This is a genomic window from Geodermatophilus sp. SYSU D01176 (genome assembly GCF_054050015.1).
In genome coordinates, this window is the sequence record NZ_JBJGYN010000008.1 from 55,077 (window position 1) to 77,287 (window position 22,211).

The 22,211-nt window shown below is 74.2% G+C and carries 17 protein-coding genes; 11 read left to right on the forward strand and 6 right to left on the reverse strand.

What is annotated here, in order from left to right:
* Positions 1 to 37 precede the first annotated feature (37 nt).
* The 3 genes from zwf to tkt all read right to left on the reverse strand — a co-directional run bounded on the left by zwf (position 38) and on the right by tkt (position 5,126).
* Positions 38 to 1,555: a glucose-6-phosphate dehydrogenase gene (gene zwf / locus ACI78Z_RS06810; RefSeq protein WP_457035772.1), complete on the reverse strand. Its 1,518-nt coding sequence runs from the start codon at positions 1,553 to 1,555 to the stop codon at positions 38 to 40.
* 222 nt (positions 1,556 to 1,777) lie between these two features.
* Entirely contained in the window at positions 1,778 to 2,878 is a 1,101-nt protein-coding gene (gene tal, locus ACI78Z_RS06815) for a transaldolase (RefSeq protein ID WP_457035773.1), read from the reverse strand.
* Positions 2,879 to 2,912: 34 nt separating this feature from the next.
* Complete coding sequence (gene tkt / locus ACI78Z_RS06820) at positions 2,913 to 5,126, reverse strand: transketolase (RefSeq protein ID WP_457035774.1); 2,214 nt, start codon at positions 5,124 to 5,126, stop codon at positions 2,913 to 2,915.
* Positions 5,127 to 5,473: 347 nt separating this feature from the next.
* Here tkt and ACI78Z_RS06825 point away from each other — a divergent pair, with 347 nt between their 5' ends.
* Both ACI78Z_RS06825 and ACI78Z_RS06830 read left to right on the forward strand, forming a co-directional pair.
* Entirely contained in the window at positions 5,474 to 6,427 is a 954-nt protein-coding gene (locus ACI78Z_RS06825) for a heme o synthase (RefSeq protein WP_457035775.1), read from the forward strand.
* A 90-nt stretch (positions 6,428 to 6,517) separates the two neighbouring features.
* Entirely contained in the window at positions 6,518 to 7,522 is a 1,005-nt protein-coding gene (locus tag ACI78Z_RS06830; RefSeq protein WP_457035776.1) for a ScyD/ScyE family protein, read from the forward strand.
* A 438-nt stretch (positions 7,523 to 7,960) separates the two neighbouring features.
* Here the strand turns inward: ACI78Z_RS06830 and ACI78Z_RS06835 are convergent, their stop codons facing one another.
* On the reverse strand, positions 7,961 to 8,890 hold the full coding sequence (locus tag ACI78Z_RS06835) for a COX15/CtaA family protein (protein ID WP_457035777.1): 930 nt from the start codon (positions 8,888 to 8,890) through the stop codon (positions 7,961 to 7,963).
* A gap of 296 nt (positions 8,891 to 9,186) precedes the next feature.
* Here ACI78Z_RS06835 and ACI78Z_RS06840 point away from each other — a divergent pair, with 296 nt between their 5' ends.
* The 8 genes from ACI78Z_RS06840 to ACI78Z_RS06875 all read left to right on the forward strand — a co-directional run bounded on the left by ACI78Z_RS06840 (position 9,187) and on the right by ACI78Z_RS06875 (position 16,245).
* The gene (locus ACI78Z_RS06840) at positions 9,187 to 10,044 is read left to right on the forward strand and encodes a helix-turn-helix transcriptional regulator (RefSeq protein ID WP_457035778.1); all 858 of its coding nucleotides are present in this window, start codon (positions 9,187 to 9,189) and stop codon (positions 10,042 to 10,044) included.
* Positions 10,041 to 11,489, forward strand: coding sequence for a Fe-S cluster assembly protein SufB (gene sufB / locus ACI78Z_RS06845; protein ID WP_457035779.1), 1,449 nt, complete (start codon positions 10,041 to 10,043; stop codon positions 11,487 to 11,489). Before ACI78Z_RS06840 ends, sufB begins: the two co-directional genes overlap by 4 nt.
* A complete protein-coding gene (gene sufD / locus ACI78Z_RS06850) occupies positions 11,489 to 12,832 on the forward strand; it encodes a Fe-S cluster assembly protein SufD (RefSeq protein ID WP_457035780.1) in 1,344 nt (447 codons plus the stop codon). Before sufB ends, sufD begins: the two co-directional genes overlap by 1 nt.
* A gap of 3 nt (positions 12,833 to 12,835) precedes the next feature.
* Positions 12,836 to 13,201, forward strand: a complete 366-nt coding sequence (locus ACI78Z_RS06855; protein ID WP_457035781.1) for a non-heme iron oxygenase ferredoxin subunit — start codon at positions 12,836 to 12,838, stop codon at positions 13,199 to 13,201.
* Between the two features lie 15 nt (positions 13,202 to 13,216).
* Positions 13,217 to 13,990: a Fe-S cluster assembly ATPase SufC gene (sufC, locus tag ACI78Z_RS06860; RefSeq protein ID WP_457035782.1), complete on the forward strand. Its 774-nt coding sequence runs from the start codon at positions 13,217 to 13,219 to the stop codon at positions 13,988 to 13,990.
* 73 nt (positions 13,991 to 14,063) lie between these two features.
* Complete coding sequence (locus tag ACI78Z_RS06865) at positions 14,064 to 15,392, forward strand: cysteine desulfurase (RefSeq protein ID WP_457035783.1); 1,329 nt, start codon at positions 14,064 to 14,066, stop codon at positions 15,390 to 15,392.
* Positions 15,392 to 15,859: a Fe-S cluster assembly sulfur transfer protein SufU gene (gene sufU, locus ACI78Z_RS06870; protein ID WP_457035784.1), complete on the forward strand. Its 468-nt coding sequence runs from the start codon at positions 15,392 to 15,394 to the stop codon at positions 15,857 to 15,859. The genes ACI78Z_RS06865 and sufU overlap by 1 nt, the downstream gene beginning before the upstream one ends.
* Positions 15,856 to 16,245: a metal-sulfur cluster assembly factor gene (locus ACI78Z_RS06875; RefSeq protein WP_457035785.1), complete on the forward strand. Its 390-nt coding sequence runs from the start codon at positions 15,856 to 15,858 to the stop codon at positions 16,243 to 16,245. Before sufU ends, ACI78Z_RS06875 begins: the two co-directional genes overlap by 4 nt.
* Before the next feature lie 88 nt (positions 16,246 to 16,333).
* On the opposite strand, the gene ACI78Z_RS06880 is transcribed toward ACI78Z_RS06875, so the two are convergent.
* On the reverse strand, positions 16,334 to 18,115 hold the full coding sequence (locus tag ACI78Z_RS06880; protein WP_457035786.1) for an SCO7613 C-terminal domain-containing membrane protein: 1,782 nt from the start codon (positions 18,113 to 18,115) through the stop codon (positions 16,334 to 16,336).
* A gap of 86 nt (positions 18,116 to 18,201) precedes the next feature.
* Positions 18,202 to 20,331 (reverse strand): SCO7613 C-terminal domain-containing membrane protein, encoded by a 2,130-nt coding sequence (locus tag ACI78Z_RS06885; protein WP_457035787.1) that lies wholly within the window; start codon positions 20,329 to 20,331, stop codon positions 18,202 to 18,204.
* A 127-nt stretch (positions 20,332 to 20,458) separates the two neighbouring features.
* Here ACI78Z_RS06885 and ACI78Z_RS06890 point away from each other — a divergent pair, with 127 nt between their 5' ends.
* Complete coding sequence (locus ACI78Z_RS06890; RefSeq protein ID WP_457035788.1) at positions 20,459 to 22,060, forward strand: ABC-F family ATP-binding cassette domain-containing protein; 1,602 nt, start codon at positions 20,459 to 20,461, stop codon at positions 22,058 to 22,060.
* Positions 22,061 to 22,211 lie beyond the last annotated feature (151 nt).

The following is a 22,211-nucleotide window of genomic DNA, read 5'->3' on the forward strand; positions in this document are numbered from 1 at the left end:
GGCGGTGCTGTGCCTCCGCGTGCCCTCGCGAGCTCGGTCACGGGCGCCGCCACCGGCGGCCCTCGGCGGCGAGCATCTCGTCGGCCGCTCGCGGCCCCCACTCACCGGCCCGGTACGGCTGGGGCGTCGTCCCGGCCCAGAACTCCTCGAGCGGGTCGATCACCGCCCACGACGCCTCCACCTCGTGGTTCCGGGGGAACAGCGTGGCGTCGCCGAGCAGGACGTCGAGCAGCAGCCGCTCGTAGGCCTCGGGGCTGGCCTCGGTGAACTGCTCGCCGTAGAGGAAGTCCATCGCGACGTCGCGGACCTCCATCACGCTGCCGGGCACCTTCGACCCGAACTTGAGGGTCATGCCCTCGTCGGGCTGCACGCGGATGACCAGCTGGTTGTTGCCCAGCTCCTCGGTGTCGGTGTCGGCGAAGGGCAGGTGCGGGGCCCGCTTGAAGACCAGCGCGATCTCGGTGACCCGGCGTGGCAGCCGCTTGCCGGTCCGCAGGTAGAACGGCACCCCGGCCCAGCGGCGGGTCTCCACGCCCAGCCGGACGGCGGCGTAGGTCTCGGTGGTCGACTGCGGGTCGACGCCCTCCTCCTGCCGGTAGCCGGTGGCCCGCTGCCCGGCCAGCCAGCCCTGCTCGTACTGGCCGCGGACGGCGAAGGTCGCGAGGTCCTCGGGCAGGGACACCGCGCGCAGCACCTTGAGCTTCTCGGTGCGGATCTCCTCGGCGGAGAACTCGACCGGCTCCTCCATCGCGGTCAGCGCCAGCAGCTGCAGCAGGTGGTTCTGCAGCACGTCACGGGCGGCGCCGGTCTGCTCGTAGAACTGCGCCCGCCCGCCGATCCCGACGTCCTCGGCCATGGTGATCTGCACCGAGTCCACGTGGTTGCCGTTCCACACCGGCTCGAACAGGGTGTTGGCGAACCGCAGCGCCATCAGGTTCTGGACGGTCTCCTTGCCCAGGTAGTGGTCGATGCGGAAGACGTCCTCGGCGGTGAAGACGGAGTCGACCAGCTCGTTGAGCGCGCGGCTCGAGGCCAGGTCGGTGCCGAAGGGCTTCTCGACGACCACCCGGCGCCACCGGTCGGGGGTGCTGTCGGCCATGCCGGTGCGCTGCATCTGCTTGAGCACGACGGGGAACATCGCCGGCGGGATGGACAGGTAGAAGGCGGCGTTGCCGCCGATGCCGTGGGAACCCTCGAGCTCGCCGAGGGTGGCGGCCAGCTCGTCGAAGGCGTTGTCGTCGTCGAACGAGCCCTGGACGAAGCGCACGCTGGCGGCCAGCCGCTCCCAGACCTCCTCCCGCCACGGGGTGCGGGCGGCCTTCTGCGCGGCGGAGCGGGCCAGCTCGGCGAAGTCCTCGTCGCCCCAGTCGCGGCGGGCGAAGCCGAGGAGGGCGAAGTTGGTGGGCAGCAGACCGCGGTTGGCCAGGTCGTAGACGGCCGGCAGGAGCTTCTTGCGGGCGAGGTCCCCGGTGATGCCGAAGACGACGAGGGCGCAGGGCTCGGGTACGCGGGGCAGCCGCCGGTCCCGCGGATCGCGCAGCGGATTGGAGATCATGGTCCGTCCTCGAGGTCGGAGAGGGACCCGTCGTCCGGCGCGGCGGTGCACCGGACGGCGGGGGAGTGCCGAGCTGCTCCGATTCTCCGTCTCGGCGGGGGAACCGCTCGGTGAGCACAGTCGCGGCGCAGCGGACCGCCGGCCGGGGGCGCCCCTCGCCCTCGGGCTCCGACGGCGCCGGTCCCCACGCACCGGCCCGGCCGGTGCGCGGGGACCCGGGGATCAGGCCTTGTCCTCCAGCTGGGTGCGCACCGTCCCGGTGAGCTCGTCCCAGGAGTCCACGAACTTCTGCACGCCCTCGTCCTCCAGCACGCGGAAGACGTCGTCGAGGTCGACCCCGGCGTCGGCGATCGACTGCATCACCGCGGCGGCCTCGTCGTAGGTCTTCTGCACCGGGGTGCCCGGCTCGCCGTGGTCGGCGTAGGCCCGCAGCGTCTTCTCCGGCATGGTGTTGACCGTCCCCGGCGCGATCAGCTCGCTGACGTAGAGCGTGTCGGGGTAGTCGGGGTTCTTCACGCCGGTCGAGGCCCACAGCGGCCGCTGCGGCCGCGCGCCCTCGGCCTCCAGGGCCTTCCAGCGGTCGGAGGAGAAGACCTCCTCGTAGGCCTGGTAGGCCAGCTGCGCGTTGGCCAGCGCCGCCTTGCCCTTCAGCGCGGCGTCGGCACCCGCCTTGTCCAGCCGCTTGTCGATCTCGCTGTCCACGCGGGACACGAAGAACGAGGCCACGGAGGCGATGCCCTCGAGCGAGCCGCCGTCGGCGACCCGCTGCTCCAGGCCCGAGAGGTAGGCGTCCATGACGGCCCGGTAGCGCTCGAGGCTGAAGATGAGGGTGACGTTGACGCTGATGCCCTTGGCGATGGACGTCGTGATCGCCGGCAGGCCCGCCTCCGTCGCCGGGATCTTGATGAACAGGTTGGGCCGGTCGACCAGCCACCACAGGTGCGCGGCCTCGGCGGCGGTCGCGTCGGTGTCGTGCGCGAGGCCGGGCGCGACCTCCAGCGACACCCGGCCGTCGCCGGGCTGCCGCTGCGCCAGCGGCGCCAGCAGGTCGCAGGCGTCCCGGACGTCGGAGGCGGTGATGGTGCGCAGCGCCTCCTCCACGCTCACCTGCCGGACGGCGAGGGCGTGCAGCTGGTCGTCGTAGGAGTCCGACCCGCCGATCGCCGCGGCGAAGATGGTCGGGTTGGTGGTGACGCCGACGACGCTGTACTCGTCGACCAGCGACTGCAGGTTCCCGCTGCGGATGCGGTCGCGGGAGAGGTCGTCGAGCCAGACGGCGACCCCGGCCGACGACAGCTCGGCCAGCTTCTCGTTCTGTGCCATGTCTCTGCCTTCCGTTCTGACTGGGCCGGGGGCCTCAGCGGTCGCCGGTCGGGTGGGGGAGCCCGCCGGTCGCTGCAACCGGTCCGGCGGGGACGGCGTTCCCGGAACGGGCCGCCTCGAGGCTCTCGCGGGCGGCGGCCACGACCGCCTCGTCGGTCAGGCCGAACTCCTCGTAGAGGACGGAATAGGCGGCGCTGGCCCCGTAGTGGGTGAGGCCGACGATCCGGCCGGCGTCGCCGACGAACTCCCGCCACCCCATGGGCACGCCGGCCTCGACGCTGACCCGGGCGCGCACGGTGGGCGGCAGCACCTCGTCCTTGTAGGCCTGGTCCTGGTCGGCGAACCACTCGACGCAGGGCACCGAGACCACCCGGGTCGGCACGCCCTCGGCCTCCAGCCGCTCGCGGGCGGCGACGGCGATCTGCACCTCGGACCCGGTGCCGAGCAGGATCACCTCGGGGCTGCCGCTCGACGCCTCGGCCAGGACGTAGGCCCCGCGCGCCACGCCCTCGGCGGAGGCGAACTGCGACCGGTCGAACACCGGGAGGTTCTGCCGGGACAGCAGCAGGCCGGCCGGGCGGTCGTTGTTCTCGAGGATCGTCCGCCAGGCGACGGCGACCTCGTTGGCGTCGGCCGGGCGGACGACGTCCAGCCCGGGCATGGCCCGCAGCGCCGCGACGTGCTCGATCGGCTGGTGCGTCGGGCCGTCCTCGCCCAGGCCGATGGAGTCGTGCGTCCAGACGTAGACCACCGGCAGCTGCATGAGCGCGGCCAGCCGCACCGCGCCGCGCATGTAGTCCGAGAAGGTGAGGAAGGTGCCGCCGTAGACCCGCGTGCCGCCGTGCAGCGCGATCCCGTTCATGATCGCGCCCATGCCGTGCTCGCGGACGCCGAAGTGCAGCGTGCGCCCGTACGGCCCGCCCGACCACATCTTCGTCTGCCGGTCGGCCGGCAGGAACGACGGTTCGCCCTTGACCGCGGTGTTGTTGCTCTCCGCCAGGTCGGCCGAGCCGCCCCACAGCTCGGGCAGCCGCGGGTAGAGCGCGGCCAGCACCTCGCCGGAGGCCTTGCGGGTGGCCACGCCCTTCGGGTCGGCGTCCCAGCTCGGGAGGTCCTTGCCGAAGCCCTCCGGCAGGGTGCGGGTGCGCATGCGCTCGAGCAGCGTGGCGGCGTCGGGGTCCGCGCGCTGCCAGGCGGCGAACCGCTCGTCCCATGCGGCGCGCTCCTCGCGCCCCCTGTCGACGACGGAGCGGGCGTGGGCGAGCACCTCGTCGTCCACCTGGAAGGTCTGCTCCGGGTCGAAGCCGAGGATCTCCTTGGTGGCGCGCACCTCGTCCTCGCCGAGTGCCGAGCCGTGGGAGGCACCGGTGTTCTGCTTGTTCGGTGCCGGCCAGGCGATGATCGTCCGCAGCACGACCAGCGAGGGGCGGCCGGTCTCGGCCTTGGCGGCCGCGAAGGCGGCGTCGACCGCCGCGAGGTCCTCGCCGTCGTCGACGTGCTGGACGTGCCAGCCGTAGGCCTCGTAGCGCTTGCCGACGTCCTCGGTGAAGGCGACGTTCGTGTCGTCCTCGATGGAGATCCGGTTGTCGTCGTAGACGAGGACGAGGTTGCCCAGCTGCTGGGTGCCGGCCAGGGACGAGGCCTCGCCGCTGACGCCCTCCTCCATGTCGCCGTCGGAGGCGAAGCACCACACGGTGTGGTCGAACAGGCTCTCGCCCTCGGGGGCGTCGGGGTCGAGCAGGCCGCGCTCGCGGCGGGCGGCCATCGCCATCCCGACCGCGTTGCCGACGCCCTGGCCGAGCGGGCCGGTCGTCGTCTCCACGCCCGGGGTGTGGTTGACCTCGGGGTGGCCCGGGGTCTTCGAGCCCCAGGTGCGCAGCGCCTGCAGGTCCTCGAGCTCCAGGCCGTACCCGGAGAGGTAGAGCTGGATGTAGAGGGTCAGGCTCGAGTGGCCCATCGAGAGGACGAACCGGTCACGGGCCACCCAGTTCGGGTCGCTGGGGTCGTGCCGGAGCCACCTGTGGAACAGCAGGTACGCGGTCGGGGCCATGCTCATCGCCGTCCCCGGGTGGCCGTTGCCCACCTTCTGGACGGCGTCCATCGCCAGCACGCGCGCGGTGTCGATGGCGCGGCGGTCGAGCTCCCCGAAGCCCTCGGGCAGGGTGGGGTGCGGCTGGCGCGGGTCGCCGGTCGGGGCCTCGGTGGCGGCCTCGGCCGGGGCCTCGGACTCGGTGCTCTGTGTTCCCATGTGTCGTGCTCCCTCGGGTCGGCCGTGCGGGACCGCCCGGGTGGTCTGCGGCGACCTGCCAGGCCCGGGCGGACGGCGGTGCCTGGCTCCAGCGACCGGCCACGCGGTCCTCGCGGCCCGACCCCGGACCAGGACGCACCGTCGTCGTCGACGTCGGCCCTACCCGCTGCGTGCGCAGCACCAACGTGCACGACCCTAGTGGTCCGCCCGGGGAGGAGACCCTGGTCATGCCGACCGGAGCCAGGGGTGGCCGCGGGCTACAGTTGGTCCGTTCTCCCGTCCCCGGTCGAAAGGGACCCCGTGCTGTCTCCGTACCTGGTGGAGCCGTGCCCGGTGGTGCCCTGCCCGTGCGCCGACCAGCCGTCGGTGGCCGCCCGGTGACGACGCTCTCCGAACGTCCCACCGTCCAGCGCCGTCGTCGGCTCCCGGCCACGGTCCGGGCGTACGTGGCGCTGACCAAGCCGCGGATCATCGAGCTGCTGCTGGTCACCACGCTGCCGGCGATGATGCTGGCCTCGGGCGGGCTGCCCTCGTGGGAGCTGCTGCTGGCCACCATGGCCGGCGGCACCCTCGCCGCGGCCGCGGCCAACGTCTTCAACTGCTGGTACGACCGCGACATCGACCGGCTCATGCACCGGACCGAGCGGCGCCCGCTGGCGACCGGCGAGGTCACGCCGCGCGCGGCGCTGGTGTTCGGGGCGGTGCTCACCGTGCTGTCGGTCGCGCTGCTGTGGGTGACGACGACGCCGCTGGCCGCGGTGCTCGCCACGGGCGCGATCGCCTACTACGCGGTCGTCTACACGATGGTGCTCAAGCGGCACACCCGGCACTCGACGCTGTTCGGCGGCGTCCCCGGGGCGGCGCCGGTGCTCATCGGGTGGGCGGCGGTCACCGGGACGGTGGCCTGGCCCGCGGTGGTGTTCTTCGGCGTCGTCTTCTGCTGGCAGCTGCCGCACTTCTGGGCGCTGGCCATGCGCTTCCGCGCCGACTACGCGCGGGCCGACGTCCCGATGCTGCCGGTGGTGGCCACCGAGCTCTCGGTCGGCCGGCAGACCGTCGTCTGGACCTGGCTCACCGTCGCGGTCTCGCTGCTGCTGTGGCCGGTGGCCGACGGCTTCGGCATCGGGTGGATCTACACCGGCGCCGCCGCCGCGCTGGGCGCCTGGTTCGTCGTCGAGGCGCACCGGCTGCTGCGGCGCATCCGCTCGGGTGCGGAGACCCGGCCGATGCAGCTGTTCCACATCTCGATCTCCTACATGGCCCTGTTGTCGGTCGCGATCATCGTCGACGTCCTGGTCTGAGCCGGACCGTCCCGGCCCCGCCGTGACGCCGCGGTGACGGACATCCCCTAGCCTGTGCGGCGCCTGCCGGATGCTGTTGGGGAGGCCGCGATGCGGGATGGTCGACGGGCGTCACTTCTCCTGCTGGCCACGCTGCTCGGCGCGCTCGCCGGGCCGACGTCGGCGCAGGCGGTCCCGCCCCTGGAGGCAGCCGACCCCGAGCTCCTCGTGACCGGCCTCGCGGGCGGTTCGGGCAGCACGGTGGGACCCGACGGTGCGCTGTACGTGCCCGAACCCGTCTCGGGGGAGGTCTCCCGGATCGACCCGAGGACCGGAGCGACGACGGTCGTCGCCTCGTGCCTGCCTCCGCAGGTGCTGGTGGGAGACGCCGGCGGCACCATGGACGTCGCGTTCCTCGGCTCGACGATGTACGCCCTCACCTCGTTGGTCAGCGAGGACGTCGGTGGCAGCGCCGTCACCGGTGTCTTCCGCGTCGAGGACGAAGACACCTGCGAGGTCGTCGCCGACATCGGCGCGTGGACGATGGAGAACCCGCCGCCCCCGGACTTCGACTTCTTCGTGCCCAGCGGTGTGCCGTACGCGATGGAGGCATACCAGGCCGGCTTCCTCGTCACCGACGGGCATGCCAACCGCGTGCTGCAGGTCACCTTGGACGGCCGGGTCCGCACGGTGCTGCAACTCGGCAACGTCGTCCCGCTCGGTCTGGACGTGGTGGACCGCGCGGTGTACCTCACGCTGGCCGGCCCGGTCCCGCACCTGCCCGAGGATGGCCAGGTGCTGTCGCTGGACGTGGAGTCGGCCGATTCCGAGCTCGTCGCCTCGGGTGGACGGTTGCTGGTCGACGTGGAGGCCGGCCGGGAGGCGCTGTACGCGCTCGCACAGGGCGACTTCCCCGAGGGCGCGACAGAGGGGTCACCGGCCCTGCCGGACACCGGTCAGCTGCTGGTCGCGGACCGGGACGGCGGCCTCGACGTGGTCGCCGCCGGACTGGACCGCCCGACGTCGATGGAGGTCGTCGACGGGAACGCCTACGTGGTGACCTACGACGGCGAGGTGTGGCGGGTCGAGGGCTTGCCCGGCGGCCGGCACCGCTGACCCGGCGGGGTCCCGCGGTCCGGCCCCGCCGGCCGGCAACGGACAGGTGGCGGCTCCCGCCGAGGGGGCCGGTTCCCGCTCGGTACGCCCGAGCGCCCGCAGGGCACGCCGGAGCCTCCGGATCCTGAAGCAGGGCCTCGACGTCCGGCGCTCCCGGCGTCGGGTGTCGGTGGCGCCCGCGCTCCGGGGCAGCCACCCCATCCCTGTGCCGACGCGGGGGACGGTGCGGGTGTGCCCGACGCGCGCGGCTGGGGCGTCGTCGACTCCGCTGAGACGCCCGGGGGCTGTAGGCGGGGGAGGAGGTCGAGCACGAGGCCCCGGAGCCGAACGGCTACGCGTATCGGGGCGGGTCGCTGCGTGGCTGGCCGGGCTCCCACGCCGCTCCGGCGCTCGTGCCCGCGGGAACGTGAACAACGGCGAGAGTGAGCCCGGTCCTCGTCAGCGGGTGGCGGATGCCGGGACCTGCGAGGGACTCAGCGGGAGCTCGGACGCCGGCCCACGGACAGACCAGACCAGCCGCGCGGTGAACGCCGTCACCAGCACCGCGCCGAGCATGTGCAGCAGCACCAGCGCGATCGGCAGGTCTGTGAAGTACTGCACGTAGCCGACGACGCCCTGGGCCAGCTGCACGACGAGCAGGTCGCGCGCGGCCCGCGTGACCCGGCCGGGGGCGTCGGTGGCGTACAGGGCCACGAGCAGCGCGACGGTCAGCCCGACCAGGAGGAACACCGCGTCGGCGTGCAGCTGGCTGATCAGCTCGACGTCGAAGCCCATCCGGTCGCCGGTCGGGACGTCGTTCGCGTCGACGTCCCCGCTGTGCGGCCCGCTGCCGGTCACCAGCGTGCCGAGCACCAGGACGACGGCCGTGACGGCGGCGGTGCCAGTCACCAGCAGGGCCAGCGGACGGCGCAGCAGCGGCCGGCCCACCCCCGGCTCGCGGGACCGCAGCCACAGCACGGTGGCCAGCGCGACGAGGACGGTGGACACCAGGAAGTGCGCCGCGACCGTCCACGGGTTCAGGCCGGTGAGCACGGTGACCCCGCCGAGCAGCGCCTGCGCGGGGATGCCGAGGAAGGTCAGGACGGCGAGCGGGCGCAGGTCCCGGCGCGCGGACCGCCACACCGCGACGACGGTGGCGACGGCGACCGCGGCGAGGACGAAGGTGAGCAGCCGGTTGCCGAACTCGATGACACCGTGGCCGGCCAGCTCCGGGGTGGCCACGAAGCTCTCGCTCGTGCACCGCGGCCAGGTCGGGCAGCCCAGGCCCGAGCCGGTGAGCCGGACGGCGCCGCCGGTGACGACGATGGCGCCGTTGGCGACGGCGTTGGCCAGGGCGAGCCGCGAGACGACGGCAGGGGAGACCGGCACGCCCCGATGCTAGGTGCTGGTCCGGCCCGTCCGAGGTGGAGCGGGTGGTGATCCCGGACCCCACGGGACGACCCGCCGGCGCGGCCGCCGCTCGACGGCCGGCCGGGGTGGGGCCGGAGGGTCACGGTGGGGGTGCGGGACGGCGCCCCCGACCGGCCCCGACGGCCGCCGTCCGGACGGGTCCGGCGTGGCGTCGGTCACAGGGTCGGCGGGACGGGTGTGCGGCACCGCTCCCACCGGCCCGGTCTTAGGTGACCCTTGCTTGCGCGCCCCGCGAAATAGGCAACACTCGTGTTGTGGAAAGCGGCACGGTGCAGGTGGGTGGCGGGGCGGGCGCCCCGGCCCGGCCCTCGCCGACCGCCGACGACGGGCGCACGCGGCACCGCGTGACCGCCCTGCTGCTCGAGCACGGCCCGCAGACCGCGACCGAGCTCGCCGGGCGGCTGGGCGTCTCACCGACCGCCGTCCGCCGGCACCTCGACGCGCTGGTGGCCACCGGCCGCGTCGAGGAGCGGCACGCTCCCGGCACCCCGCGCGGCCGGGGCCGGCCCGCCCGGCTGTTCCACCTCACCGACGCCGGCCGCTCGGCCTTCCCGCACGCCTACGACGACCTGGCGCTGACCGCACTGCGGTTCGTCGCGGCGCACGGCGGGCCGGACGCCGTCCGCGCGGTGGCCGAGGCCCAGCTCGCCGGGCTCGAGCAGCGCTGCTCGGCCGCGGTGGAGGCCGCACCGGGGGCCCCGGTCGACCGGGCGCAGGCCCTCGCCGGGGCGCTGACGGCCGAGGGCTACGCTGCCTCGGCCTCGGCGATCTCCAGCGGCGGGCAGCTCTGCCAGCACCACTGCCCGGTCGCGCACGTGGCGGCGGAGTTCCCGCAGCTGTGCGAGGCCGAGACAGCGGTCATCGGCCGGCTCGTCGGCACGCACGTGCAGCGGCTGGCCACGATCGCCCACGGCGACGGGGTGTGCACCACGCACATCCCGGGGCCGGTGCGCCGCGCGAGCGGCGCTGATTACACGCGTGCGGGGAACAGATCGGGCCCCGCGCGCCCTGTACCGGACGAGCGCACGGCGCACCGGCTCCCAGCCGGCGGGCGCCCCGCACCGTCCACCAGCAGCACCCCCACGAACGACCGGGAGAGGACGCCCGCATGACCAGCACGCAGCAGCCGGCAGCCACAGCGGCACAGCCGCTGACGCAGGACGAGCAGATCGCCCAGCTCGGCCGCTACGAGTACGGCTGGGCGGACGCCGACGTCGCCGGGGCCTCCGCCCGCCGCGGCCTGGACGAGGACGTCGTCCGGGACATCTCGGCCCGCAAGAACGAGCCCGAGTGGATGCTCGAGCGGCGGCTCAAGGCCCTCAAGCTGTTCGACCGCAAGCCGATGCCCGACTGGGGCTCGGACCTGTCCGGGATCGACTTCCAGAACATCAAGTACTTCGTGCGCTCCACCGAGGCCCAGGCGACCTCGTGGGAGGAGCTCCCCGAGGACATCAAGAACACCTACGACAAACTGGGCATCCCGGAGGCGGAGAAGCAGCGGCTGGTCGCCGGTGTCGCGGCGCAGTACGAGTCCGAGGTCGTCTACCACAAGATCCGTGAGGACCTCGAGGAGCAGGGCGTCGTCTTCCTCGACACCGACACCGCCCTCAAGGAGCACGAGGACATCTTCCGGGAGTACTTCGGCTCGGTGATCCCCTCGGGCGACAACAAGTTCGCCGCGCTGAACACGGCGGTGTGGTCGGGTGGCTCGTTCATCTACGTGCCGAAGGGCGTGCACGTGGAGATCCCGCTGCAGGCCTACTTCCGGATCAACACCGAGAACATGGGTCAGTTCGAGCGGACGCTGATCATCGTCGACGAGGGCGCCTACGTGCACTACGTCGAGGGCTGCACCGCGCCGATCTACAAGTCGGACTCGCTGCACTCCGCGGTCGTCGAGATCATCGTCAAGAAGAACGCGCGCTGCCGGTACACGACCATCCAGAACTGGTCGAACAACGTCTACAACCTGGTCACCAAGCGGGCGATCGCCCACGAGGGCGCGACCATGGAGTGGGTCGACGGCAACCTCGGCTCCAAGGTCACCATGAAGTACCCGGCGGTCTGGATGACCGGCGAGCACGCCAAGGGCGAGGTGCTCTCCATCGCCTTCGCCGGCGAGGGCCAGCACCAGGACGCCGGCGCCAAGATGGTGCACGCCGCGCCCCACACCTCCTCGACCATCGTGTCGAAGTCCGTCGCCCGCGGCGGCGGCCGTACCTCCTACCGCGGCCTGGTCCAGGTCGACGAGGGCGCGCACGGCTCGAGGTCGACGGTGAAGTGCGACGCGCTGCTGGTCGACACGATCAGCCGGTCGGACACCTACCCGTACGTCGACGTCCGCGAGGACGACGTCGCGATGGGCCACGAGGCGACCGTCTCCCGGGTCAGCGACGACCAGCTCTTCTACCTGATGAGCCGCGGCCTGTCCGAGGACGAGGCGATGGCGATGGTGGTCCGCGGGTTCGTGGAGCCGATCGCCCGCGAGCTCCCGATGGAGTACGCCCTCGAGCTGAACCGCCTGATCGAGCTGCAGATGGAAGGTGCCGTCGGCTGATGTCGGCCAGCAACAACACCCCCGGGACCACCGAGGACGACGCGAACACCACGGGTCTGACCACGGAGTCGGCCACCCTCGCCGGCGAGCTGTTCGGCGAGGGGGTCGGCACCCAGGCCGGCCCGCCCGCCACCCCGGCCGCCGGCACCGGCAGCGCCGGGCAGGCCGCGCCGGGTGCGCACTCGCACGGCGGGCCCGCCCCCACCGGCTCGCCGGCCGAGCGCTTCACCTCGACCGACCCGGACGCCTTCGGCGTGCCCACCGGCCGCGAGGAGACCTGGCGCTTCACCCCCATGAAGCGCATCCGCCCGCTGCTGGACGGCGCCCCGTCGGACGCCCACCTGCAGTGGGACACCGACCTGCCCGAAGGCGTCGAGCTGACCAGCGTCGAGGCCGACGACCCGCTGCTCAAGGGCCTGCCCGAGCCGGTCGACCGGCTGGCGGCGCTCGCCCGGCAGCGCAGCGGCGGCGCGGCCGTCGTCCGCGTGCCCGCCGAGGCCCAGCTCGACCGCCCGGTCACGCTGCGGCTGTCGGGCACCGGCTCGGACGAGGTCGTGTGGGGCCAGCTGGTCGTCGAGGTCGGCGCCTTCGCCCGGGCGACGGTGGTCCTCGACCACAGCGGCCTGGCCCGGTACGCCGGCGGCGTCGCCGTCCTCGTCGGGGACGGCGCGCAGGTCGACCTCGTCTCCGTGCAGGACTGGGCGCCGGGTGCGGTGCACGGCGGGCAGTTCGACGCCGTCGTCGGCCGGGACGCGACCTTCACCCAGGTCGTGGCCACCCTCGGCGGCGACCTGGTCCGGCTGGTGAGCAACGTCCAGTACGCCGGCCCCGGCGGGACGGCGGAGCTGTTCGGCGTCTACTTCTCCGACGAGACCCAGCACCAGGAGCACCGGCTCTGGGTGGACCACGCGGTGCCCAACTGCACCAGCAACGTGCTCTACAAGGGCGCGCTGCAGGGCGAGGGTGCGCGCACGGTCTGGATCGGCGACGTCCGCATCCGGCCCGAGGCCACCGGCACCGACACCTACGAGCTCAACCGGAACCTGGTGCTCACCGACGGCGCCCGCGCCGACTCGGTGCCGAACCTGGAGATCGAGACCGGTGAGATCGTCGGCGCCGGCCACGCCAGCGCCACCGGCCGGTTCGACGACGAGCAGCTGTTCTACCTGTGCTCGCGGGGGATCGACGCCGAGACCGCGCGCCGCCTGGTCGTCCGCGGCTTCTTCGCCGACGTCGTGCAGCGCATCGGCGTCGACGAGCTGCAGGACCGGCTCATGCGCAGCATCGAGGCGCGTCTCGGCGCGCTGCCCGGCCTCGACGAGCAGCCGGTCGAGGTGGCCTGACCCATGGCCTTCGAGCGGGTCTGCGCCCTCTCCGAGGTGCCCCGGAACGGCGCCCTGAGGGTGGAGCTGTCCGACATCGACATCGCCGTCGTCCGGTACGAGGACGACGTCTACGCGGTCCAGGACGTCTGCTCGCACGCCGAGGTCCCGCTGTCCGAGGGCGACGTCGAGGAGTTCCACGGCGCCCCCACCATCGAGTGCTGGCTGCACGGGTCGTGCTTCGACCTGCGCACCGGCGAGCCCACCAACCTGCCGGCCACCGAGCCGGTCGACGTCTACCCGGTCCGCGTGGAGGGGGAGGACGTGTACGTCGACACGGAGGCAAGCGCCGTGTCCGACGACGTCCTCCCCCGCGCGGCCGGCAACTGAGGAGCGAGAAGAGAAGTGTCCGTTCTGGAGATCCGCGACCTGCACGTCAGCGTGGGCGAGGGTGACGACGCCAAGGAGATCCTCAAGGGCGTCGACCTGACCGTCCGCTCGGGCGAGACGCACGCGATCATGGGCCCGAACGGGTCGGGCAAGTCGACCCTGGCCTACTCGATCGCCGGCCACCCGAAGTACACGATCACCGGCGGCACGGTGACCCTCGACGGCGAGGACGTCCTCGCCATGAGCGTCGACGAGCGCGCCCGCGCCGGCCTGTTCCTGGCGATGCAGTACCCGGTCGAGGTCCCCGGCGTCTCGGTGTCGAACTTCCTGCGCACCGCCGCCACCGCGGTCAAGGGCGAGGCCCCCAAGCTGCGCACCTGGGTCAAGGACGTCAAGAGCGAGATGGACCTGCTCGAGATGGACTCCGCCTTCGCCGAGCGCAACGTCAACGAGGGCTTCTCCGGCGGTGAGAAGAAGCGCCACGAGATCCTGCAGATGCGGCTGCTCAAGCCGGCCATCGCGATCCTCGACGAGACCGACTCGGGCCTCGACGTCGACGCGCTGCGGGTCGTCTCCGAGGGCGTCAACCGCACCCGCGAGGAGGGCGACGTCGGCGTCCTGCTGATCACGCACTACACGCGGATCCTCCGCTACATCAAGCCCGACTTCGTGCACGTCTTCGTCAACGGCCGGATCGCCGAGGAGGGCGGTGCCGAGCTGGCGGAGAAGCTGGAGAACGAGGGCTACGCCGCGTACGTCCAGGGCTCGAAGGAGACCGCGAAAGCGTGACCGAGCTCGCGAGGTCACCCATGAGCACGGCGACCCGGGTCACCGGCCCGACGAGCGCCAGCGAGGAGGGGTTGTGACTCAGACTGTCTCGCGTCCCGGTGCCGGGGCGCAGCACGCGCCCCTGCCTCTGGACGTCGAGGCGATCCGGGCGGACTTCCCGATCCTGTCCCGCACCGTGCGGGACGGGAAGCGGCTGGTCTACCTCGACTCCGGGGCCACCTCGCAGAAGCCGCTCAGCGTCCTCGACGCCGAGCGGGACTTCTACCTGACCTGCAACGCCGCGCCGCACCGCGGCGCGCACCAGCTCGCCGAGGAGGCGACCGCCCGGTACGAGGCGGCCCGCGCCACCATCGGCGCGTTCATCGGTGCGCCGGCCGAGGAGGTCGTGTTCACCCGCAACAGCACCGAGGCGATCAACCTGGTCGCCTACGCGCTGTCGAACGCGGCCACGGCCAAGGAGCCGGAGTTCCGGCGGTACGCCGTCGGTCAGGGCGACGAGATCGTCGTCACCGAGATGGAGCACCACGCCAACCTGGTGCCCTGGCAGCAGCTGTGCGAGCGCACCGGCGCGACCCTGCGCTGGCTCGGCCTCACCGACGACGGCCGCCTCGACCTCTCCGACCTCGGCAGCGTGGTCAACGAGCGGACGAAGCTGGTCGCTGTCACCCAGCAGTCGAACATCCTCGGCACGATCAACCCGCTCGCGGAGATCTCCGCGCGGGCCCGCGAGGTCGGCGCCCTGCTGCTGGTCGACGGCGCGCAGTCGGTGCCGCACCAGCCCGTCGACGTCACCACGCTCGGCGCTGACTTCCTGGTGTTCTCCGGGCACAAGATGCTCGGGCCCACGGGCGTCGGCGTCCTGTGGGGCCGCTACGAGGTGCTCGACGCGCTGCCGCCGTTCCTGACCGGCGGCTCGATGATCGAGGTCGTGCGCATGGAGGGCAGTACTTTCATGCCGCCGCCGCAGCGGTTCGAGGCCGGCGTCCCGATGACCGCCCAGGTGATCGGGCTGGCCGCCGCCGTCGAGTACCTGCAGCAGCTGGGCATGGACCGGGTGCAGGCGCACGAGGAGGCGCTGACCGCGTACGCCCTGGAGCAGCTGGCCGCCATCCCCGGCGTCACCGTGATCGGCCCGCCGGACACCGTCGCCCGTGGCGGCGCGGTCTCCTTCACCGTCGAGGGCATCCACCCGCACGACGTCGGGCAGGTGCTCGACGACCTCGGCGTGGAGGTGCGGGTCGGCCACCACTGCGCCTGGCCGGTGGTGCGCCGCTACGGCGTCCCGGCGACGACGCGGGCCACCTTCTACGTGCACACCGGCTACGACGACATCGACGCCCTGGCCGACGGCATCCGGGAAGCCCAGCGCTTCTTCGGTGTTGCACAGGGTGAGGTGAGCTGATGCAGCTGCAGTCGATGTACCAGGAGATCATCCTGGACCACTACCGCAACCCGCACGGACGCGGGCTGCGCGAGCCGTTCGAGGCCGAGGTGCACCACGTCAACCCCACCTGCGGGGACGAGGTGACCCTGCGGGTGCACCTGGACGGCGACACGCTCGCCGACGTCTCCTACGAGGGGATGGGCTGCTCCATCAGCCAGGCGTCGGTGTCGGCGATGTACGACCTCGTCATCGGCCGGCCGGTGGCCGAGGCGCTGGAGACCGGCGAGCACTTCATGACCCTGATGCAGAGCAAGGGCGACGCGTCGGTGGCCGACAAGCTCGAGGACGAGCTGGAGGACGCCATCGCGTTCGCCGGTGTCTCGAAGTACCCGGCGCGCATCAAGTGCGCGTTGATGAGCTGGATGGCCCTCAAGGACGCGTCCGCCCGCGCGCTGGCGGCCGCCCAGACTGGAGGCAAGGCATGAGCGAGACCACCGAGAACGCCACCCCGGCGACCGACGGCGCGCCGGGCGACCTGCCGACCTACAAGTCGGCGTTGCTGGAGGACGTCGAGGAGGCCATGCGCGACGTCGTCGACCCCGAGCTCGGCGTCAACGTCGTCGACCTCGGCCTGGTCTACGGCATCGACGTGGTCGACGACGTCGCGGTCATCGACATGACGCTCACCTCGGCGGCCTGCCCGCTCACCGACGTCATCGAGGACCAGGCGCGTGAGGCCCTCACCGGCGGCCCCGGCCCCGGCCTGGTGGACGACGTGAAGATCAACTGGGTCTGGATGCCGCCGTGGGGCCCGGACAAGATCACCGACGACGGCCGCGAGCAGCTGCGCGCCCTCGGCTTCCGCGTCTGAGGACGTCTGCGCCGCGCGATCATGGCGCCGTGACCGGTTCGTCCGCCCCGACGGTGGTCGCGGCGCCATGGTCGTCCCCGGGCTTCCCTCAGCGCATCGCGGCGAGGCGGACGCCGAACCCGGCCACCGGGTGCCGCTCCCGCCGGGCGCCGACCGCCAGCAGCACGACGCCGACGACGAGAGCGCCGGTGACCGGCAGCGGCAGCGCCGCCACGGCCAGCCCGAGGGCGACGGCGACGGCGGTCCAGGCGCCGATCACCAGCGGCGCACGCACCGCCCGCCACGCGGCCGCGGCCATCACCGCGGCAGCCACGAGCAGCACCAGCACCGGCCGGGTGCTGCCCGGCGCCACGACGGCCCACACCACCGACGGCACGGCAGCGACCATCAGCCCCGGACCCCAGGCCGGCCAGGACGGCCCGTCGGCCAGCCGCGGTCCGGCGCCCAGCAGGAGGCCGAGCGCCGCCGGCAGCGTGTAGGCCTCCAGCACCGACCAGCCGGCCAGGGCGGCGGCCGTCCACGCCGCCACCACCAGCTGCGCCGCACCGGCCCGCCACGCGGGTGAGCCCTCCGGCTCACCGTTCCGCGGGTCCGGCGTGTGCCAGACGAACCAGCCCCAAGCGCAGGTGACCAGCCCCTGCGCGGTCAGCTGCACCGCCAGCGCGGCGCGGTCGCCGGCGACGACCAGCAGCACCGCCGCCAGGCCCGCGCACACCGCGCCGGTGACGACGGTGGCCCGCCGCGTCTGCGGATCGAGGACGAGACCCGCGCCGAGCGACGCGGCGTAGAGCAGGCCGAGGGCGCCGGCCGCGACACCGACGCCCAGCAGCCCGCTCGCGGCGGCGATCAGGACCGCTCCCGCCAGGCAACCGACGGCCGCGGGCGCCGCGACGGGCCGGTCCTCGCTCCGCAGCACCGCCACCAGCACGCACGGCAGGGCGGTGAGCACCAGCAGGAGCACCAGCTCCAGCCACCGCGCCCCCGCGACGAGCTGCCCGACGCTCAGTGCCACCAGCGTGCCGCCCGCCCCGAGGGCCGCCGGGAGGAACAGCCCCCGCACCCAGCCGTCGAGCAGCGCCGCGGCGGCCGCGGCGAGCAGCACCCCGGTGTAGCCCGCGAGCATCACCGCGCCGGGTCCCGGGGCGCCCAGCGCGCCGCCGAGCGCCGCACCCGAGACCGCCCCGGTCAGGACCGGGACGGCGGCCGGCGGCCCGAGCAGCGGCGCCAGGTCGCGGTCCAGCCGGGCGACGACCAGCACGAGGGCGGCCGTCGCGGTGAGCGCGACCGACGTCCAGCGGGCAGGCGCGTCGTCGGTCCAGGCGGTCCCCGTGGCGGCGACCACCCCGGCCACCCACCATGGCGCGGTCGTTCCCAGGGCGACCCGCGCGACCAGCCGCCGGGCGCCCACGGCCACACCCAGCCCGACCAGCGCCACCGACAGCACCCCGACGGTGCGGGCGGCCCCGGCCTCCGCGCCGTCCAGGGCCCGCAGCGCGGCGAGCTGCCCGGCGAGCCAGGCGGCGAGCGGCCAGGTCGCCGGGCGGCGCAGCAGCCGGGCGAGGACGAGGAAGACGCCGCCGAGCACCAGCGGGGGGACGGCGGAGCCGCGCAGCAACGGGGTCCCGGCGTCGGCGCCCAGCACGGCGAGTGCCACCGCGGCGGCGGCCAGGGTCTCCTCGGTGGCCCGCAGCCGGGCGCGCGACCCCCACGCCGAGCCCCCGGCGGCCGCGGCGGCCAGCGCCAGCAGCAGCACCTGGGCCGACCCGCCGCCGTAGACCGCGGCCGCCGCCCCACCGGCGCTGACGACGAGCACGGCGCCGACCACGAGCAGCAGCTGCGGCGGTCGGGCGCGGTGGGGGAGCGGTGGCACCGGCGCTGAGCCCACGACCTCCCCCTCCCGCGTCCGTGCGACCGGTCCACGGTAGGGCGGCCCGCCGCCGGACGCGCTCCGGTCGTTCAGCGCATCTGCGCCACCCAGGCGACCGCCTCACGGACCTGCTGCCGCCGGCGCTCGTACGTCGCGCCCAGCGCCAGCAGGAGCAGCCCGACGACCGCCAGGGTCAGCCACCGGGGGGCCAGCGGGGCGTAGGGCGTGAGCCGTCCGAGCACGACGAAGGCCAGAGCCCCGGCGCCCACCACGAACGGCGCCTGCCGGTGGGTGAGCGTGCCGGCGACGGTCAGCCCGGCGGCGACCACGACCACGAGCACCAGGCGCAGCGCCGACGGCTCGGCGACGACGACCAGCGCCGAGGGGACCAGGGCGGTGGCCACCGCGGCACCCTCCGCCGCCCACGACCGGGCGCCGGCGCGCAGGTGCGGCACCGCGACCACCAGCAGCCCGACCGCCGCCGGCAACGTGTAGACCTCGACCGTCTGCACGGCCGCGCCGCCGGCGGCCACCCAGCAGGCCAGCACCAGGTCGGCGACGGCGAGCACCGCCACGTCCCGCCGGGCGGCGACCAGCGCGTACGCCCCGGCCGCGGCACCCGCGATCCCCAACTGGACGGCGACCTGTCCCCAGGCGCCCGTCTCCGCCGTCGACCCCGCCGCCAGCAGCGCGGCGAGCGCCGCCGTACCGGCCGCCGACGGCTCCTCGGGCCTGCCGGCCCGTGCGGCGGCCAGGGCGAACCCGGCAGCGGCGACCAGCACGATGAGCAGCCCGGCGACGGCGGTGCTGAGCCACCCGTCCTCGCGGGCGAGCAGCGCCGCGCCGACCGGGCACAGCAGCGCCGCCCCCACGGTCTGTGGCCGCCGCGTGGCCAGCCGCGCCGCGGCCAGCGCCGCGGGCACCGTGCCGGCGAGGACCACCAGGCCGAGGACCCCGTCGCGGCCGTCGACGGCGAGCAGCCCGGCGCCGCCGGCGGTGAGCACGCCGCCGGCGGCCAGCAGGGCGGCCAGCGCGGTCCGGCGCGGCGCGGCGAGGACAGCCGCGGTCAGCAGGGCGATCCCCAGCCCGGCCGCGGTGACCCAGCCGGGCAGCTCGGCGCGGGCCAGCGCGCCGGTGAGCGCCAGAGCGGAGACCGCGGCACCCGCGCGGGCCAGGACCGGGGCGGCGGGCAGCCGAGCGGCCAGCCGCGCGTCCTGCCGGAGCAGCAGGGCGACCGCGCCGGCGGCGGCCAGCAGGGCGGTCGTGGTCCACGCGTCCGCCGCCGTCCCGGCCCAGGCGACCAGCACGCCGCCGCCTGCCGCGACGGCCGCCCAGAGAGCGGCCAGTCCCAGCGCGACCGGTGCCAGCGCCCGGCGCAGCCGCAGCAGGACGACGAGGTCGAGCAGCGCCGTGCCCAGCACCGCAGCCACCCCGGCGGCCGTGGTGACGGCGTCCATCGGCAGGAGCAGCAGCGGGACGGGTTGGGCGGCGAGCAGGGCGGCCAGGGGCCAGGTGACCGTGCCGGGGGTCACCCGGCCGAGACCCAGCGCGGCCGCCGCGACCACGGCGCAGCTGACCGCCGCCCACAGCCGGTCCGGCACCACGTCGAGGCCCCACAGCCCGAGAGCGTGCGCCGCGCCGAGGTCGACGGCGAGCAGCGCCGCACCGGCGGCGGCCAGCGCCTCCTCGGTGGCCCGCAACCCGCGCCGGGCCGTCCACGCCGAGACGCCGCACGCGGTGGCGGTGACAGTCGCCATCACCGCGGACTGGAAGACCAGGCCGAGTCGGGTCCAGGCGACCGCGACGAAGGCGAGGCCCGCCGCGACCACCAGCAGCGCGCCCAGCCCCAGGAGCACCTGCTGCGGGCTGACCCTGCGGGGCGGCCGGCCGGGCGGCGTGGGGAACAGCGGCGGCGGGGTCGGAGCGGCGGCCGGTGGCGGGGGAGTGGGGGCGGGGACCCGGAGGACAGGGGCGGGGGGCGCCGCGGATGGGGCCGGGGCGGGCGGCGGGGCCACCGTCGCCGTGCGCAGTGTGGCCAGCAGCCGGTCGCGGTCGCGGACGAGCTCGTCGATCGTCGCGCCGATGCGGGCGACGACGCGGGCCGCCTCGCCGACGGCCGGCAGGCCGCAGGAGGGGCAGGGTGCCGGTCCGGGTCCCGCGCTCGGCAGGCCGCACACCGGGCACGGCGGGCTCCAGGACGGACCGGACGTCGAGGTCATGGCCGGGATCGTGGACCGTCGAGGGCCCGCGTGGGAGAGGCGTCCCCCGTCTGTGGACGACGGTCTGCTGTCCACATCACCCGGAACGCGGTCGGTACCGCGCGTCCGAGCGCCTATCCTGGGATCAGTGATCACGACGACCGGCCTCGAGCTGCGCGCCGGGGCTCGCGTCCTCATCAGCGAGGCGAACCTCCGCGTGCAGCCCGGCGACCGCATCGGCCTCGTCGGCCGCAACGGCGCCGGCAAGACCACCACGCTCACCACCCTCGCCGGTGAGCGCCTGCCGCACGCCGGCAAGGTCGAGGTCAGCGGGGAGATCGGCTACCTGCCGCAGGACCCGCGCAGCGGCGACCTCGACATCTCCGCCAGCGACCGCGTCCTCTCCGGCCGCGGCCTCGACGTCCTGCGCGCGCAGATGACCAAGGCGCAGGTCGCCATGGGCCAGCCGGCCGACGACACCGAGCGCGACCGGGCGGTGCGCCGCTACGGCCGGTTGGAGGACCAGTTCGCGGCCCTGGGCGGGTATGCCGCGGAGAGCGAGGCCGCGCGCATCTGCACCGCGCTGGGTCTGCCCGACCGGGTGCTGGGACAGCCGCTGCGCACCCTCTCCGGTGGCCAGCGGCGCCGCGTCGAGCTCGCCCGCATCCTCTTCTCCGACGCCGAGACGCTGCTGCTCGACGAGCCCACCAACCACCTCGACGCCGACTCGATCAGCTGGCTGAAGACGTTCCTCGGCGCGCACAAGGGCGGGCTCATCGTCATCAGCCACGACGTCGAGCTGCTGGACGCCGTCGTCAACAAGGTGTGGCACCTCGACGCCAACCGCGCGACCGTCGACGTCTACAACCTCGGCTGGAAGCCCTACCTCGCCCAACGGGAGACCGACGAGCGGCGGCGCAAGCAGGAGCGCGCCAACACGGAGCGCAAGATCGACGCGCTGACCGCGCAGGCGGACAAGATGCGCGCCAAGGCCACCAAGGCGAAGGCGGCGCAGAGCATGGACAAGCGGGCCCAGCGGCTCGCCAGTGGCCTGGAGGCCGTGCGTGTCCAGGACCGGGTGGCCAAGCTGCGCTTCCCGACCCCGGCGGCGTGCGGGAAGACCCCGCTGACCGCCGAGGGGCTGTCGAAGAGCTACGGCTCCCTCGAGGTGTTCACCGACGTCGACCTCGCCGTCGACCGCGGCACGCGGGTCGTCGTCCTCGGGCTCAACGGCGCCGGGAAGACGACGCTGCTGCGCATGCTGGCCGGCACAGAGGCCCCCGACACCGGTGAGGTGAAGCCCGGGCACGGGCTGCGGATCGGCTACTACGCCCAGGAGCACGAGACCCTCGACCTGGACCGCTCGCTGCTCGAGGTGATGCGGTCGGCGGCGCCGCAGAGCACCGACACCGAGCTGCGGCGGATCCTCGGCGCTTTCCTCTTCTCCGGCGACACCGTCGACCAGCGGGCCGGCACGCTCTCCGGCGGCGAGAAGACCCGGCTGGCCATGGCCACGCTGGTCATCTCCGGCGCGAACGTCCTGCTGCTGGACGAGCCGACCAACAACCTCGACCCGGCCAGCCGGGAGCAGGTGCTCGAGGCGCTGCGCACCTACACCGGGGCCATCGTGCTCGTGACCCACGACGAGGGCGCGGTGCGGGCGCTGGACCCGGACAAGGTGATCCTGCTGCCCGACGGCACCGAGGACACCTGGAGCGAGGACCTCGCCGACCTGGTCGAACTGGCGTAGTCATCGCGGTCCTGCCGGACCGCACCGCGGCCACGTGCCGTCCCTGACCTGCGTCGAGCCCTGCCGGGCACTCGATCGCGGGAGCCTCCGGCCCCCACTCCTCGCGCCGTGACACCGCGGTCCTGCCGGACCGCACCGCGGCCACGTGCCG